General features: G+C 71.6%; 13 protein-coding genes. 6 read left to right on the top strand and 7 right to left on the bottom strand.

Annotated features, from left to right (window positions below):
• Positions 1 to 3: 3 nt before the first annotated feature.
• From B1H19_RS15655 to B1H19_RS15645, 3 genes are read right to left on the bottom strand one after another with little or no spacing between them, the layout of a single operon-like run.
• Entirely contained in the window at positions 4 to 999 is a 996-nt protein-coding gene (locus B1H19_RS15655) for a hydroxymethylglutaryl-CoA lyase (protein ID WP_083105331.1), read from the bottom strand.
• Entirely contained in the window at positions 996 to 2,969 is a 1,974-nt protein-coding gene (locus B1H19_RS15650) for an acetyl-CoA carboxylase biotin carboxylase subunit (protein WP_083105330.1), read from the bottom strand. The genes B1H19_RS15655 and B1H19_RS15650 overlap by 4 nt, the downstream gene beginning before the upstream one ends.
• Positions 2,970 to 3,004: 35 nt before the next feature.
• Positions 3,005 to 4,621, bottom strand: a complete 1,617-nt coding sequence (locus B1H19_RS15645; RefSeq protein ID WP_083109667.1) for a carboxyl transferase domain-containing protein — start codon at positions 4,619 to 4,621, stop codon at positions 3,005 to 3,007.
• Positions 4,622 to 4,787: 166 nt separating this feature from the next.
• On the opposite strand from B1H19_RS15645, the gene B1H19_RS15640 reads away from it, so the two are divergent.
• The 5 genes from B1H19_RS15640 to B1H19_RS15620 all read left to right on the top strand — a co-directional run bounded on the left by B1H19_RS15640 (position 4,788) and on the right by B1H19_RS15620 (position 9,247).
• On the top strand, positions 4,788 to 5,405 hold the full coding sequence (locus tag B1H19_RS15640; protein WP_083105329.1) for an SACE_7040 family transcriptional regulator: 618 nt from the start codon (positions 4,788 to 4,790) through the stop codon (positions 5,403 to 5,405).
• A gap of 140 nt (positions 5,406 to 5,545) precedes the next feature.
• Positions 5,546 to 6,703: an acyl-CoA dehydrogenase family protein gene (locus tag B1H19_RS15635; protein WP_083105328.1), complete on the top strand. Its 1,158-nt coding sequence runs from the start codon at positions 5,546 to 5,548 to the stop codon at positions 6,701 to 6,703.
• A gap of 23 nt (positions 6,704 to 6,726) precedes the next feature.
• Complete coding sequence (locus tag B1H19_RS15630; protein ID WP_083105327.1) at positions 6,727 to 7,614, top strand: acyl-CoA thioesterase; 888 nt, start codon at positions 6,727 to 6,729, stop codon at positions 7,612 to 7,614.
• 80 nt (positions 7,615 to 7,694) lie between these two features.
• The gene (locus B1H19_RS15625; RefSeq protein WP_083105326.1) at positions 7,695 to 8,159 is read left to right on the top strand and encodes a MerR family transcriptional regulator; all 465 of its coding nucleotides are present in this window, start codon (positions 7,695 to 7,697) and stop codon (positions 8,157 to 8,159) included.
• An 8-nt stretch (positions 8,160 to 8,167) separates the two neighbouring features.
• Complete coding sequence (locus tag B1H19_RS15620; RefSeq protein ID WP_083105325.1) at positions 8,168 to 9,247, top strand: aldo/keto reductase; 1,080 nt, start codon at positions 8,168 to 8,170, stop codon at positions 9,245 to 9,247.
• 114 nt (positions 9,248 to 9,361) lie between these two features.
• Here B1H19_RS15620 and B1H19_RS15615 read toward each other — a convergent pair whose 3' ends face one another.
• Positions 9,362 to 10,159 carry a phosphatase gene (locus tag B1H19_RS15615; protein WP_083105324.1) on the bottom strand — a complete coding sequence of 266 codons (798 nt, stop codon included), beginning with the start codon at positions 10,157 to 10,159 and terminating at the stop codon, positions 9,362 to 9,364.
• A gap of 203 nt (positions 10,160 to 10,362) precedes the next feature.
• On the opposite strand from B1H19_RS15615, the gene speB reads away from it, so the two are divergent.
• On the top strand, positions 10,363 to 11,346 hold the full coding sequence (gene speB, locus B1H19_RS15610) for an agmatinase (RefSeq protein WP_083105323.1): 984 nt from the start codon (positions 10,363 to 10,365) through the stop codon (positions 11,344 to 11,346).
• 103 nt (positions 11,347 to 11,449) lie between these two features.
• On the opposite strand, the gene B1H19_RS15605 is transcribed toward speB, so the two are convergent.
• The 3 genes from B1H19_RS15605 to B1H19_RS15595 form a co-directional block, all read right to left on the bottom strand.
• A complete protein-coding gene (locus B1H19_RS15605) occupies positions 11,450 to 11,842 on the bottom strand; it encodes a hypothetical protein (protein ID WP_083105322.1) in 393 nt (130 codons plus the stop codon).
• A 235-nt stretch (positions 11,843 to 12,077) separates the two neighbouring features.
• Positions 12,078 to 14,324 (bottom strand): YhgE/Pip domain-containing protein, encoded by a 2,247-nt coding sequence (locus tag B1H19_RS15600; RefSeq protein WP_083105321.1) that lies wholly within the window; start codon positions 14,322 to 14,324, stop codon positions 12,078 to 12,080.
• Complete coding sequence (locus tag B1H19_RS15595) at positions 14,296 to 15,108, bottom strand: ATP-binding cassette domain-containing protein (RefSeq protein WP_083105320.1); 813 nt, start codon at positions 15,106 to 15,108, stop codon at positions 14,296 to 14,298. The genes B1H19_RS15600 and B1H19_RS15595 overlap by 29 nt, the downstream gene beginning before the upstream one ends.
• Positions 15,109 to 15,175 lie beyond the last annotated feature (67 nt).

Genomic DNA, 15,175 nt, shown 5'->3' with positions numbered 1-15,175 from the left:
CGGTCACTCCTTGTGGGAGTCGGAGCTGAGGGCGCGCAGGGTGCGCGAGGGGCTGGGGCGGCCCAGGGCCTTGGCCATCCAGGTGCTGGTGGCGGTCAGCCGGCCGAGGTCGACACCGGTGTCGATGCCGAGGCCGTGCAGCATCCACACGAGGTCCTCGGTGGCGAGGTTGCCGGTGGCGCTCTTGGCGTACGGGCAGCCGCCGAGGCCGCCGGCCGAGGCATCGACGGTGGTGACGCCGTGCTGGAGGGCGGCGAAGGTGTTGGCGAGCGCCTGGCCGTAGGTGTCGTGGAAGTGCACGCCCAGGCCGGAGGCCGGCACGCCCGCCTCGTTCAGGGCGGCGAGCAGCCGCTGGACGTGGCCGGGGGTGGCCACGCCGATGGTGTCGCCCAGGCTCAGTTCGTCGCAGCCCAAGTCGAGCAGCGCACGGCACACGCGCACCACCTGGGCGACGGGCACCGGGCCCTCCCAGGGGTCGCCGAAGCACATGGAGAGATAGCCGCGGACGTGCACGTCGTCGTCCTTGGCGCGGGCGACGACCGGCGCGAACATCGCCAGCGCCTCGTCCACGGTGCGGTTGAGGTTGGCCCGGGCGAACGACTCGGTGGCGCTGGCGAAGACCGCGATCCGCCGGGCGCCCAGGGCCATCGCCCGGTCCAGTCCGCGGGCATTGGGCACCAGGACCGGCAGGCGGTGCGGATCGAGATCGCCGAGCAGCGGGAACAGGGCCTCGGCGTCGGCGAGTTGGGGGACCCACTTGGGGTGGACGAAGCTGGTGGCCTCCACCACGGGCAGGCCCGCCGCGGCGAGCCGGTGGATGAACTCGGCCTTGATCTCGGTGGGGACGACGGCCTTCTCGTTCTGGAGGCCGTCGCGCGGGCCGACCTCGTGGATCCGTACGCGGGCGGGCAGGCCCGCCGCCCGGATCTCCATCGGCAGGCCGGGCACGGGTACGCCGGACGCTGAGGTTCCGGCCGCGGGGGTGTGGTCTGCGGTCATGACGCGGGCTCCTCGGCGGGTTCGTGCGGGGCGACGACGGCCAGGACCTGGTCCATGGCGACGGTGGTGCCCGCGGTGACCTCCAGTTCGGTGACGGTCCCGGCGTGCGGTGCGGCGATGACGTGCTCCATCTTCATCGCCTCCACCACCAGCAGGCCCTGCCCGGCCGTGACCTCGTCGCCGACGGCCACCTTGACGACGGTGACGGTGCCGGGCATCGGTGCGGCGAGGGCGTCCAGGCCGTGCCCCGCACCGGCCCCGCTCAGCGTGGCCGCCAGCGGGTCGTGGTCCTGGACGTGCCAGGAGTCGCCGTCCCGGCCCAGCCAGCAGCCGGCGCGGTGGAAGGTGTGCACCACGCCGTCGACGGTGACCCGCACGCGGTCCTCGGAGACGTCCAGGGGCGCGCCGGGCCGCAGGTCGTACGGGACGGGCTCGTGGCCCGGCACCCGCAGCCAGTGGCGCACCGGGGCGGGCTCGCCGCCCAGCCGGAAGCCGCTGGGCACGCCGAACGGATCGCACCAGCCGCCCGCCGGCACGTCGGGCTCCAAGGCGGACTGCCGCACCGCCGCGGCCGCCGCGTACACCTCCGGCGGCACCGCGCCGTCCACCAGGGCGGCCGCCTCCCGCTCCACCAGCCCGGTGTCCAGCTCGCCGGAGACCACATCGGGGTGGGCGAGCAGCCGGCGCAGAAAGCCGGCGTTGGTCGTCACCCCGAGGGTGACCGTCCGCGCCAGCGCCGCCCGCAGGGTGCGCAGCGCGGCCGGGCGGTCCGGTCCGTACGCGATGACCTTGGACAGCATCGGGTCGTAGAGGCTGCCCACCTCCGCACCCCGGGACAGGCCGGAGTCCGTACGGATCCCGTCGCCCTGCGGTTCGTGCAGGGCCAGGACCGTGCCGCCGGTGGGCAGGAAGTCGCGGGTGGGGTCCTCGGCGCAGATCCGGGCCTCGACGGCGTGGCCGGTCAGGGCGACGTCCTCCTGGGCGAAGGGCAGCCGCTCGCCCGCCGCGATCCGCAGCTGCCACTCCACCAGGTCGTATCCGGTGATCAGCTCGGTCACCGGGTGCTCGACCTGGAGGCGGGTGTTCATCTCCATGAAGTAGTAGGCCGAGGGGTCCTTGCCCGGGACGATGAACTCGACGGTGCCGGCGCCCCGGTAGCCGCAGGAGCGCGCCGCCTGGACGGCGGCCTCGCCCATCGCTTCCCGGGTCGCCTCGTCCAGCAGGACGCTCGGCGCCTCCTCGACGACCTTCTGGTGGCGCCGCTGGAGGGAGCATTCGCGCTCGCCCAGGTGGATGACGTTGCCGTGGCCGTCGGCCAGCACCTGGATCTCGATGTGCCGGGGGCGGTCGATCCAGCGCTCCACCAGGAGGGTGTCATCGCCGAACGAACCGCGGGCCTCGCGCCGGGCGGCGGCGATCTCCTCGGCGAGCGGCGCTTCCTCGCGGACCAGCCGCATGCCCTTGCCGCCGCCGCCCGCGGACGGTTTGAGCAGCACCGGCATGCCGATCTCCCGTGCGGCGGCGGCTAGTTGCGCATCGTCCAGGCCGCTGCCGGAGGAGCCGGGCACCACCGGCACCCCGGCCGCCCGGACCGTCTCCTTGGCCCGGATCTTGTCGCCCATCAGATCGATGGCCTCGGCGGACGGCCCGATGAAGACCAGCCCGGCCTCGGCGCAGGCGCGGGCGAAGCGGGCGTTCTCGGCGAGGAAGCCGTAGCCGGGGTGGACGGCCTGCGCACCGGTCCGCGCGGCCGCCGCCAGCAGGGCGTCGACGGACAGATAGCTCTCGGCGGCCGGTGCGGGCCCGATCCGTACCGCCGTATCGGCCTCCCGGACGTGCCGGGCGTCCGCGTCCGCATCGCTGAAGACGGCCACCGAGCGGATGCCGAGGGCGCGCAGCGTACGGATGACGCGGACGGCGATCTCGCCGCGGTTGGCCACCAGGACCGTGTCGAACATGGACGTCGCCATCCCTCTCGTGGTCATCGCCTTGGGGGTCACGGGGATCACATCCGGAAGACGCCGAAGCCGGGCTCGCCCAGCGGGGCGTTGGCGCAGGCGGTCAGGGCCAGCCCCAGCACCTGCCGGGTCTCCATCGGGTCGATGACCCCGTCGTCCCACAGCCGCGCCGTGGCGTAGTAGGCGCTGCCCTGCGTCTCGTACTGCTCGCGGATCGGCGCCTTGAACGCGGCCTCCTCCTCGGCGCTCCACTCCTCGCCCCGCGCCTCCAGCTGGTCGCGCTTGACGGTTGCGAGGACGGACGCGGCCTGCTCGCCGCCCATCACCGAGATCTTGGCGTTCGGCCACATCCACAGGAAGCGGGGGGAATAGGCGCGCCCGCACATCGAGTAGTTGCCCGCGCCGTACGAACCGCCGATGACCACGGTCAGCTTGGGGACCCGCGTACAGGCCACCGCCGTCACCATTTTCGCCCCGTGCTTGGCGATTCCGCCGGCCTCGTAATCCCGGCCGACCATGAAGCCGGAGATGTTCTGGAGGAACAGCAGCGGAATGCCGCGCTGGTCGCACAGCTCGATGAAGTGGGCGCCCTTCTGGGCGGACTCGGAGAAGAGGATGCCGTTGTTGGCGACGATGCCGACCGGATGGCCGTGGACATGGGCGAAGCCGGTGACCAGCGTGGTGCCGTATTCGGCCTTGAACTCCGCGAAGCGGGAGCCGTCGACGATCCGGCCGATCACCTCCCGGACGTCATAGGGCGTACGGGAGTCCGTGGGGACCATGCCGTAGAGGCCGGCCGGATCGAGCTTGGGCTCCTCGGCGGTGCGCACCGGCCAGGGCAGCGGGGCGCGCTCGCCGAGGGTGGAGACGATGGTGCGCACGATGCGCAGCGCATGGGCGTCGTCCTCGGCCAGATGGTCGGTGACGCCGGAGGTGCGGGAGTGCACCTCCCCGCCGCCCAGTTCCTCGGCGGTGACCACCTCACCGGTGGCAGCCTTCACCAGCGGCGGGCCGCCCAGGAAGATCGTGCCCTGGTTGCGCACGATCACCGCCTCGTCGCTCATCGCGGGGACGTAGGCGCCGCCGGCCGTGCACGACCCCAGGACGGCGGCGATCTGGGGGATGCCGGCGCCCGACATCCGCGCCTGGTTGTAGAAGATCCGCCCGAAGTGCTCGCGGTCGGGGAAGACCTCGTCCTGCATCGGCAGGAAGGCTCCGCCGGAGTCCACCAGATACAGACACGGCAGACGGTTCTCCAGGGCGATCTCCTGGGCCCGCAGATGCTTCTTGACCGTCATCGGGTAGTACGTGCCGCCCTTGACCGTGGCGTCGTTGGCGACGATCACGCACTCGCGGCCGGAGACCCGGCCGATCCCGGCGATCACCCCGGCGGCCGGCGCGGCCCCGCCGTACATCCCCTCCGCCGCCAGCGGCGCCACCTCGAGGAAGGGCGAGCCGGGGTCCAGCAGGGCGTCCACCCGGTCGCGGGGCAGCAGTTTGCCGCGCGCGGTGTGCCGCGCCCGGGCCTTCTCGCCGCCGCCCAGCCGGGCCGCCGCGAGGGTGTCGCGCAGCCGGCCGGTCAGCTCGCGGTGCGCGGCCTCGTTGGCCCGCCAGGAGTCGGACGCCGGATCGGCGTGACTCCCCAGCACCGGTGCCTGCTCCATGTCCACGAGCCCCCTTGCCCGTCGTCGTGCAGCGTCGTCCCGCGCGGTCGTCCTGCCTGCGGGTTTCTCGTACGACGCGCCTCGCGCCACCGTTCGAGTTAGTGGTCGTTAACGTCGCGTGTCTTCAGGTTAACGACCACTAACCCGGCTGTCTACAATTGGCCGCATGAGTAATGCGCATGCCCCCGCCGCGACCAGCCGCCGTGAGCAGATCCTCAAGGAGGCGGCCCGGCTGTTCGCCGAGCGCGGGTTCCATGGCGTCGGGGTGGACGAGATAGGGGCCGCGGTGGGGATCTCGGGCCCCGGCCTCTACCGCCACTTCGCCGGCAAGGACGCGATGCTCGCCGAGCTGCTGGTCGGCATCAGCGAGCGGCTGCTGGAGGGCGGGCGGATGCGGATCGCGGAGGGCGGCGACAGCCCCGAGGCGGTGCTGGATGCCCTGATCGACGGTCATATCGACTTCGCGCTGGACGACCGTCCGCTGATCACCGTGCACGACCGCGAGCTGGACCGGCTGCGCGAGGCCGACCGCAAGCGGGTCCGCCAGCTCCAGCGGCAGTACGTCGAGCTGTGGGTGGAGGTCGTCCGCCAGGTCCACCCCGGCCCCTCCGAGTCGCAGGCCCGCGCCGCCGTGCACGCCGTCTTCGGCCTGCTGAACTCCACCCCCCACCTGGGCCGCCCCGGCTCCCTCCCGGGCCGTACGGAAATGGCCGAACTGCTGCACCGGCTGGCGCTGGGAGCCTTCGGGGCGGTGGAGCCGGCGGAGGGGGCCCGGCCGGTGTAGCCGGGCGGAGGCGGGGCACGGTGGCGTACGACTCGTCGAACACCTCTGGACAGCTCTGGTGACCGGCCGGTAGCTTTCGCCGGGTACAGAAGCTGAGCAAGCGCTTAGCCACGGGTGGCGGTCAGGGAGGCGACGCAACTATGCGCCGTACGGTGTTCAACGAGGACCACGAGGCGTTCCGCGAGACGATACGGGCCTTCATCGAGGCCGAGGTCGTACCGGTCCACGACGAGTGGTTCGCCGCCGGCCAGGTCCCGCGCGAGTTCTACTACAAGCTCGCCGAACTGGGCGTCTTCGGCATCCGCGTCCCCGAGGAGTACGGCGGCGCCGGCATCGACTCGCACAAGTTCGAGGCCGTGATGTACGAGGAGACCTCCCGCGCGGGCGTCACCTTCGGCGGCTCCGGCGTCCACGTCCTGCTCGGCCTGCCGTACATCCAGATGCTCGCCACCGACGAGCAGAAGAAGCGCTACCTGCCGAAGTTCGTCAGCGGCGAGGAGATGTGGGCGCTGGCGATGACCGAGCCGGGCACCGGCTCCGACGTCGCGGGCATGAAGACCACCGCCAAGCTGTCGGCCGACGGCACGCACTACGTCCTCAACGGCGCCAAGACCTTCATCACCGGTGGGGTGCACGCCGACCGCGTGATCGTGTGCGCCCGCACCGCCGCGCCGCGCGAGGACGACCGCCGCTTCGGCATCTCCCTGTTCGCCGTGGACACCACGTCCAAGGGCTACTCGGTCGGCCGCAAGCTCGACAAGCTCGGCCTGAAGGTCTCCGACACCGCCGAGCTGGCCTTCGTCGACGTCGAGGTCCCGGTCGAGGACCTGCTCGGCGAGGAGAACAAGGGCTTCGCCTACCTGGGCCACAACCTCGCCTCCGAGCGCTGGGGCATCGCCTTCGGCGCCTATGCGCAGGCCAAGGCCGCCGTCCGGTTCGCCAAGGAGTACGTGCAGGAGCGCACCGTCTTCGGCAAGACCGTCGCCTCCTTCCAGAACACCAAGTTCGAACTGGCCGCCTGCCAGGCCGAGGTGGACGCCGCCGAGGCCGTCGCCGACCGCGCCCTGGAGGCCCTCGACGCCGGCGAACTGACCGCCGCCGAGGCCGCGTCCGCGAAGCTCTTCTGCACCGAGGTCGCCCACCGTGTCATCGACCGCTGCCTCCAGCTGCACGGCGGCTACGGCTTCATGAACGAGTACCCGATCGCCCGCCTGTACGCCGACAACCGCGTCAACCGCATCTACGGCGGCACCAGCGAGGTCATGAAGTCGATCATCGCCAAGTCGATGGGCCTGTAGGCACCCGGCCGAGCGATCCGCACGTGAACGACGACCTGAGCTCCCTCCTCGATCTGCTCGCCCTCGAACGGATCGAGGAGGACATCTTCCGCGGACAGAGCCGCGCCTCCCTCGTCCCGCGCGTCTTCGGCGGCCAGGTCGCCGCCCAGGCACTGGTCGCGGCCGGGCGGACGGTCCCCGCCGACCGCCCGCCGCACTCCCTGCACGCCTACTTCCTGCGCCCGGGCGACCCCGGCGCGCCCATCGTCTACACCGTCGACCGGATCCGTGACGGCCGGTCCTTCACCACCCGCAGGGTCGTCGCCGTCCAGCACGGCCAGCCGATCTTCCATCTCTCCGCCTCCTTCCAGGCGGACGAGGAGGGGCTGGAGCACCAGGAGCCGATGCCGCGGGCGCCGGACCCGCTCGAACTGCCCACCGCCGCCGAGATGCTGCCCCGCTACGCCGACCGGTTCACCGACCCGGGCGTCGTCGACCGGCTGCTGGAGTCCCGGGCCGCGATCGATCTGCGGTACGTGGACGAGCCGCCGTTCGGCACTGTCGGCGAGGCCCGCGAGCCCCGCTCCCAGGTCTGGTTCCGCACCCGGGGCAAACTCGACGGCGACACCGTGATCCCCCGTCCGCTGCTGGACATCTGCCTGGTCACGTATGTCTCCGACATGACCCTGCTCGACTCGATCCTGCTCGCCCACGGCCGGGGCGGCTGGGCGGTCGGCGATGTGGTCGGCGCGAGCCTGGACCACGCCATGTGGTTCCACCGGCCGCTGCGCGCCGACGACTGGCTGCTCTACGACCAGGAGTCCCCCACCGCCCAGGGCGGCCGCGGCCTGGGCAAGGGCCGCATCTTCACGGCGGACGGAGCGCTGGCGGTCTCGGTCATCCAGGAAGGCGTCATCCGGGTGCCGCGGTAGACGGCGGAGTGCCTGCTTCACGTGCACACGTTTCGAGAGTGCTTGCTTCAAGTGCACTTGAACCTTCTAGCGTTGCCCGCATGACGGTGACCGACAGCACCCCCGTGAACTCCCCGCCCGTGGACGTCTGCGTGGCCGCGGATCCGGACCATCCGCGACCCGACGGCCAGGACCGCTACACGATCAGCGAGGTCGCGGCGTACACCGGGCTCAGCGCGCCGACCCTGCGCTGGTACGAGGAGATCGGGCTGATGCCGCACGTGGCGCGGTCGCACACCGGTCAGCGCATCTTCGGCAACCGGGACCTGGACTGGCTCGCCTTCGTCCGAAGGCTGCGGCTGACCGGGATGGCGGTCGCCGACATGGTGCACTTCGCGGAGCTGGTCCGCCGGGGCGAGGTCACCTTCGTCGAGCGGCGGCAGATCCTGGAGCAGACCCGGCGCGACGTCGTCGCGCGGATGGCGGAGCTCCAGGACACCCTCGTCGTACTCGACGCCAAGATCGACTTTTATGCGGGCGCCGACCAGGCGCCGGAAAGGGCCTGAGCGCCATCATGAGCAACGCCAACGACACGAGCAGCACCAACGACACGAGCAACGCCAGTGACTTGGGCCACGCCATCGAACCGATCGGCAAGGTCGAACTGGGCACCGGCGGCCCCCTCGTCGGCGTCCAGGGCTTCGGCGCCATGGGCATCAGCGCCGCCTACGGGCAGACCGACGACGCGGCGGCCCGCGACACCCTGGAGGCCACCGTCGAGGCGGGCGTCACCCTCATCGACACCGCCGACATGTACGGCGTCGGCGCCAACGAGGAGTTCCTCGCGCCGTTCGTCGCCGCACACCGCGACGAGATCACCCTGGCCACCAAGTTCGGCATCGAATACCGTGCCGACGACCCGAGTTACCGGGCCATCCGCAACGATCCCGGCTACATCAGAACGGCCGTCGAGGCGAGCCTGCGCCGCCTGGGCGTCGAGGTCATCGACCTCTACTACATGCACCGCCGCGACCCCGCCGTCCCGCTGGCCGAGTCCGTCGGCGCCATGGCCGACCTCGTACGGGAAGGCAAGGTCAAGCACCTCGGGCTGAGCGAGGTCACCGGTGCCGAGCTGCGCGAGGCGCACGCCGTGCACCCGATCGCCGCCCTGCAGACGGAGTGGTCGGTCTTCAGCCGGGACGTCGAGCGCAGCGCGGTGGGCGCGGCCGCCGAACTCGGGGTCGCCTTCGTGCCGTACTCGCCGCTCGGCCGGGGCTTTTTGACCGGTGCCTTCACCGACGCGAGCACGGAGCTCTCCACCAGCGACTTCCGGCAGTTGCTGCCGCGCTTCAGCGGCGACAACGCCAAGGCGAACGCCGCTCTCCTCGCGCCGCTGCACAAGATCGCGGCCGACCGTGGCGCCACCACGGCGCAGATCGCCCTGGCGTGGGTGCAGCAGCGGGCCCAGGTGCACGGCCTGACCGTGGTGCCGATCCCCGGAACCCGCAAGCGCAGCCGCCTCCTGGAGAACGCCGCGGCCACACGGATCGTGCTGACCGCCGAAGAGCTGGCGCTGCTGGAGCCGATCGCCGGCCAGGTGGCGGGCGAGCGGTACTCGGACATGTCCCTCACGTCGGCGGCGCGGGAGGGGTAGGGGCTGGGTACGTTCCCTTGGTGCGTACGCCCCCGGTGCGTACGCCCTTGGTGCGTACGTCTCCTCTTGGCCTTAGAGGCAGCCTGACGGAGCGTCAGGTCGGCTCGGTGACGCTCAGGCCAGCCCGGCGGCGTTCAGCAGATACGCGGTCAGCGGGTCGTAGTAGCGCGGGCTGACGACATGGTCGTCCAGGGGGATGGTCACCTGGAGCGTGCCCTCGGCCTCGCCCAGGAAGAGCGCCGGGTCGTTGCAGTCCGCGAAGCCGATGGTGTCGATCCCGCGCTGGCCCGCGCAGCCCGCCCAGCCGTGGTCGGCCATGACCAGATCCGGCTGCGGGGCGCCGTCCCGCTCCAGCTGGTCCAGGATCGCCGACATCGGGGCGGGGGAGTGGGTGTGCCACAGCGTCGCCCCGCGCTCCAGTACGGCCACATCCGCGAACTGCACCACCAGGCCGTCCTCCGCGGCCAGCACGCCCGGCACCGTCATGATCTCGCAGCCCTTGGCGCGCAGCGCCTGCGCCGTCATCCGGTGCACATCCAGCAGCCCGCCCGGGTGGCCGGTCGCGAACAGCACCCGGTGCCGGCCCGCCGCCGCCTTGCGCAGCACCGCCGCGGCCCGCTCCAGCGCGTCCACCGTCAGCTCCGGGTCGATGGTGTCCTGACCCTGCCGGTGATGCGGATCGTCGCTCACTCCGCAGCGCTCGGCCATCACGGCGAGTACATCCTGCTCGTCCGTCCACCGCTCGCCGAATTCCAGCCCGAGCCAGTAGTGCCGGTCACCGTTGGCGAGGCTCCGGTAGTGGGAGAGGTTGTTCTCCCGGGGGGTGGCGACGTCACCGGCGATCCGGGTGCGCACCAGATGGTCGACGAGTTCGGTGCGCGAGGGGGCGGAGGGTTCAGCGGCTATCGGCATAGCGCCATTGTGCCCGTACGGATCGAACGGGGCGGGGGAGTTCCGTACCGCGGACGCCGGGTACGCCGGGGCGCGCCGATCGCCCCGCGTGCTGTCGGATGGCCCGGACCGGGCGCGGCCCTGGACAAAACGTCGAATGGCTATCGATCATCGTGTGCAAATGTCCATGGGCCGGCCCGGTGCCGCTCCCTACTCTCACCCCCATGACCACCGCAGCAAACGCATCGCACCAGCCCGTGGGCCCCGTCGACTCCTCCCGCATCCCGCGTTACGCAGGCCCGGCGACCTTTGCCCGTCTGCCCCGCCTCGACGAGGTGGGTGCGGCCGATGTGGCCGTCGTCGGCGTCCCCTTCGACACCGGTGTCTCCTACCGCCCCGGCGCCCGCTTCGGCGGCAACGCCATCCGCGAGGCATCCCGTCTGCTGCGCCCGTACAACCCGGCCCAGGACGCCTCCCCGTTCGCCCTCGCCCAGGTCGCGGACGCCGGTGACATCGCCGCCAACCCGTTCAACATCAACGAGGCCGTGGAGACCGTCGAGGCCGCCGCCGACGATCTTCTCGGCACCGGCGCCCGGCTGATGACCCTCGGCGGTGACCACACCATCGCCCTCCCCCTCCTGCGTTCGGTCGCCAAGAAGCACGGCCCGGTGGCGCTGCTCCACTTCGACGCCCACCTGGACACCTGGGACACCTACTTCGGCGCCGAGTACACCCACGGCACGCCGTTCCGCCGCGCCGTCGAGGAGGGCATCCTCGACACCTCCGCGCTCTCCCACGTCGGCACCCGCGGACCGCTCTACGGCAAGCAGGACCTCACCGACGACGAGAAGATGGGCTTCGGCATCGTCACCTCGGCCGATGTGATGCGCCGTGGTGTCGATGAGGTAGCCGACCAGCTCCGTCAGCGCATCGGCGACCGCCCCCTCTACATCTCCATCGACATCGACGTGCTCGACCCGGCCCACGCCCCCGGCACCGGCACCCCCGAGGCGGGCGGCCTGACCTCCCGCGAGCTGCTGGAGATCCTGCGCGGGCTGGCCTCCTGCAACCTGGTCTCGGCCGACGTCGTCGAGGTCGCCCCGGCGTACGACCATGCGGAGATCACCTGCGTGGCCGCCTCCCACACGGCGTACGAGCTGACCACGATCATGTCGCGGCAGATCGCGGCGGCCCGGCAGGGGGCGTAGGCGGCACAGCGAGGCCGGGGCCGGGGCCGGCGCCGAGTCCAGGACGGGGGCCGGTCCCGGGCCGGATCGGGCCCGGAGGCGTGCGGCCCCCGCACTTGGACGCCTAGGGGCGCGGCCGGTGCCACGTGCGGTAGACCTCGACGGCCGACTCCGGCGGGAAGTTGGGTACGGCCGTCACGCCGCCGTCGCGCTTGGCTATGACGATATGGCTGCCGCCGGGGTCGCGGGGTATCCCGGCCGGGCCCTCGGGGGCGGGCCAGCTCGCGTGGATCAGATAGCCGACGTCGAATTCGTGGACGAAGAGGCCGGAGGGGCCGCCCGGCGAGCCGACCGCCGGATAGTGCGCGCGGCCGATCTCCAGGGCCTCCTCGGCGGTGGCCGGGATCCGCGGGGCGACGGAGGCTGCGCCGACGGGCGGGGAGACGGGCGGATACGGATACGGGGGCGGTGGGCTCCCCGCGCTGCCGGATGTGGTCTTCGCGCTGGATTCGGTCATTGTCGTCCACCCTCCCGAGTCATCGTCGTCCCCCTCCCGTGTCGTCGCCGTGCCCCTCCACGGGCCCGGCCGACGACAGGTCCATGGGCTCGGCCAACCGACAACCAACCTAACCGGCACCACTGACAATCGGCCGGGGCACGGCCCTCGAACACGCCCGGGCGGGCGGCGCGAGGTTCCGCGCCGCCCGCCCGGGGCTGCCTTGTCCCGTACGGCGACGGGCCCAACTCGGCTGCTACAGGCTCAGCTCCGGGTGCAGGTCCTTCATCCGCACGACCTGCCGGCCACGCGCGGTCAGCGCGGTGAGCGCCAGCGCCCCCACGGTGAAGGCGACCAGGACGGCCGAGCCCTGCCAGACGATGCCGAGATCGCCGCCGGTGATCAGCCGCCGCAGCCCGTCGACCACATAACTCATCGGCAGGAACGGGTGGATGGCGGCGAAGAAGCCGGGGCTGGTCTGCACCGGGTAGGTGCCGCCGGCCGAGGTCAGCTGGAGCATCAGCACCACCAGGGTCAGCACCCGGCCGGCCGGGCCGAACTGAGCGCCGAAGAACTGGATGATGGCGGTGAACGCGGCCGTCGCCAGCAGCAGGAAGCCGACGGTGGCGGCCGAGCGGGCCATCTCCAGGCCGAGGCCCCAGTGGAGGACGGCCATCAGGGCCAGCACCTGGACCACGCCGATGGCGAAGGCGGGCAGCCAGGAGCCGAGCGCGATCCGCCAGCCGGGCGCACCGGCCGCCAGCGCCCGCTTGCTCAGCGGCTGGAGCAGCATGAACGCGACCATCGCGCCGACCCAGAGGGACAGCGGGATGAAGTACGGCGCCAGGCCGGTGCCGTAATTGGGCGCCTTGTGCATCGACTTGGCGGCCAGCTCGACCGGGTCGGCCATGACCTCGGTGCGGGCGTCGCGGTCCTTCTTGTCGTAGTCCGGGATCTTGGCGACCCCGCTGTGCAGCCCGTCGGCCAGCTGGTTCGTGCCGTCCTTGAGCTTGAACAGGCCGCCGCTGATCTTCTCGGCGCCGTCTGCGGCGGTGCCCAGCTTGTCGTGCAGCTCTCCTGCGCCGTCGGTCAGACGGCGGTTGCCGTCGGCGACCTGGCCGGTGCCGTCGGCGACCTTGCCCGCACCGTCGGCGACCTTGCCCGCGCCGTCGGCGAGCTCACCGAGCTTGTCGGCGAACAGGGCAGCGCCCTGAGAGACCTTGTGGGCACCGCTGTTGAGCGCGTTGATCTGGCTGATGGCGGTGTCGGCCCGGTCCGCGATGCCCGGCGCCTGCTGGGCGACCATCACGGCGCCCTGGTGCAGCTCACTCAGCTTCTCGTGCCACTGGGTGAAGTCCGCGTGGGCGATGGTGTCGTTGACCTTCTCCGCCAGATCGGCGGCCGCGGCGGTGCCGGTCGCGATCCCCTTGAGCTTGGCGCAGTCGGCGTCGGTGGAGACGAGTCCGCCGCAGCGCTCCTGGTACATGCTCGCGGCGTTGTCGGCAGCCGTACGGGCCTGCTGGGCGGCCTTGGCGGAGTTCCCGGGGAGCTTGCCGAGGTCGTCGTCGAGCTTCTGGCTGAGGTCGGCGACGATCTGCGCCTTCTCGCCGATGTCCTTGCCGTGCTCGCGCAGGAAGGGGAGGTCCTTCCTGGCGATGCCCTGCACCTTGTCGGCGAGTTGCTGGGTGCCGTCCGCGACCTTGCCGGCTCCCGTGCTCAGTTCCTTGGCCTTGGCGCCGGCCTGTGCCGTGCCCTTGCTGACGTCCGTCGTGCCCTTGCTGACGTCCTTCGCGCCCTTGTCGACCGTTCCGGCGCCCTGGCTGAGCTGACCGGCCTTGTCATGCAGCTTGCCCGAGCCGTCGTCCAGCTTGTCGAGGCCGTCGGCCAGTTGGCCGGTCTTGTCCTTGGCCGTGCCGAGTCCGTCGTCGACCTTCTTCGCGCCGTCCGCCGCCTCCGCGGTCTTGTCGTGGAGATCGGAGAACGACACAAAGATCTTGTCGAGGAAGGCCCGCGACGACTTCGCCGAGGTCTTGGCCCGGATCTCGGAGAACACCGTCTTCGATATGGAGCCGACGATGTAGTTGTTGGCGTCGTTCGTACGGACCTGGAGCGCGCCGGTCTGCGGGGAGTCACCGGAGCTGGACGCGATCCGCTGGCTGAAATTCTTCGGAACGGTCAGCGAGAGGTAGTACGTCCCCTCCTCCAGACCCTTGGCGGCGTCCGCGGAGCTGACCTCCTCCCAGTCGAAGGTGTCACTGTCCTTGACGCTCTTCGCCAGATCGCTGCCCGCGGTGATCTTCTTGCCGTCGGCGGTGGCCCCCTGGTCCTCGTTGACGAGCGCTACCGGGATCTTGTCCAGGCGGCTGTAGGGGTCCCAGAACGAGCACAGGTAGAGGGCCCCGTAGAGCAGCGGGATCAGCATCAGGGCGACGAGGCCCAGCCGGGGGAGCTTTCCCCTGCCGAAACGCCTGAGCTCAAGCGCGGCCAGTTTCGGCGAACGCATGCGGTGCTTCCTCCTTGTCCTGAGTCGCGGTGTCCTGGGTCTCGGTGGTCGGGTGCGCGGGGCTTCGGTCCGCGGCGCCGGTGGTCCGTTCGCTGTCGAGGGACGCCGTGTGCACGATCAGCGCGTCCGCCGGGGCATCGCTGCCCGCCGCGACGACGGTGGTGCCGGCCAGCGCGAGGTCCCGCAACAGCTGCCAGGCCTGGGCGCGCTCGGGCGGGGACAGCTTCAGGTCGACGTCGTCGACGGCCAGCAGCCGCGGGGCGTGCATCACCGCGAGCGCGATGGACAGCCGCAGCGCCTCGATCCGCTCCAGATCCCGGACCGTCGTCCGCAGCCCCTTGGGCAGGACGTCGGGGTCGAGTCCGGCCGCCGCCAGCGCGGCGTCGATCCGGGCCCGAGTGGCCTCCTTGTGGCGGCGCCCCCAGGGCAGCGAGCCCTTGAGGCGTCGGCCCAACAGGGCCTGTTCCTTGAGGTGTTCACCGACCGTGAGGGCCGGTTCGAGCTCGGCGACGCCCGCCACATGCGCGATGGCGCTGCGGCCGCGCACCGTCCCCATCCGCTTGGGCAGCGGGAACCCGGCGACCGTCGCCTGGCCCTCGGTGATCCGCATCCGCCCGGTGAGCGCGAGCAGCAGACACGTACGGCCGGATCCCGAGGGGCCCTGGACGGCGATCAGCGCGCCCGGGTCCGCGGAGATGTCGACACCTCTGAATACCCACCCCCGTGGGCCCTCCACTCCGATTCCTCTGGCGTTGATCGCCGCCCCCTGACGGGTGGTGTCCACAACCCCTCCTTTGTTCTGACTGGTCAGTCTAAAAGTGTGCCGCAACTGTGGCCCTATTGACCAATCG

The organism is Streptomyces gilvosporeus (genome assembly GCF_002082195.1).
Lineage (GTDB): Bacteria > Actinomycetota > Actinomycetes > Streptomycetales > Streptomycetaceae > Streptomyces > Streptomyces gilvosporeus.
This window is presented reverse-complemented; position numbering and strand designations above follow the sequence as displayed.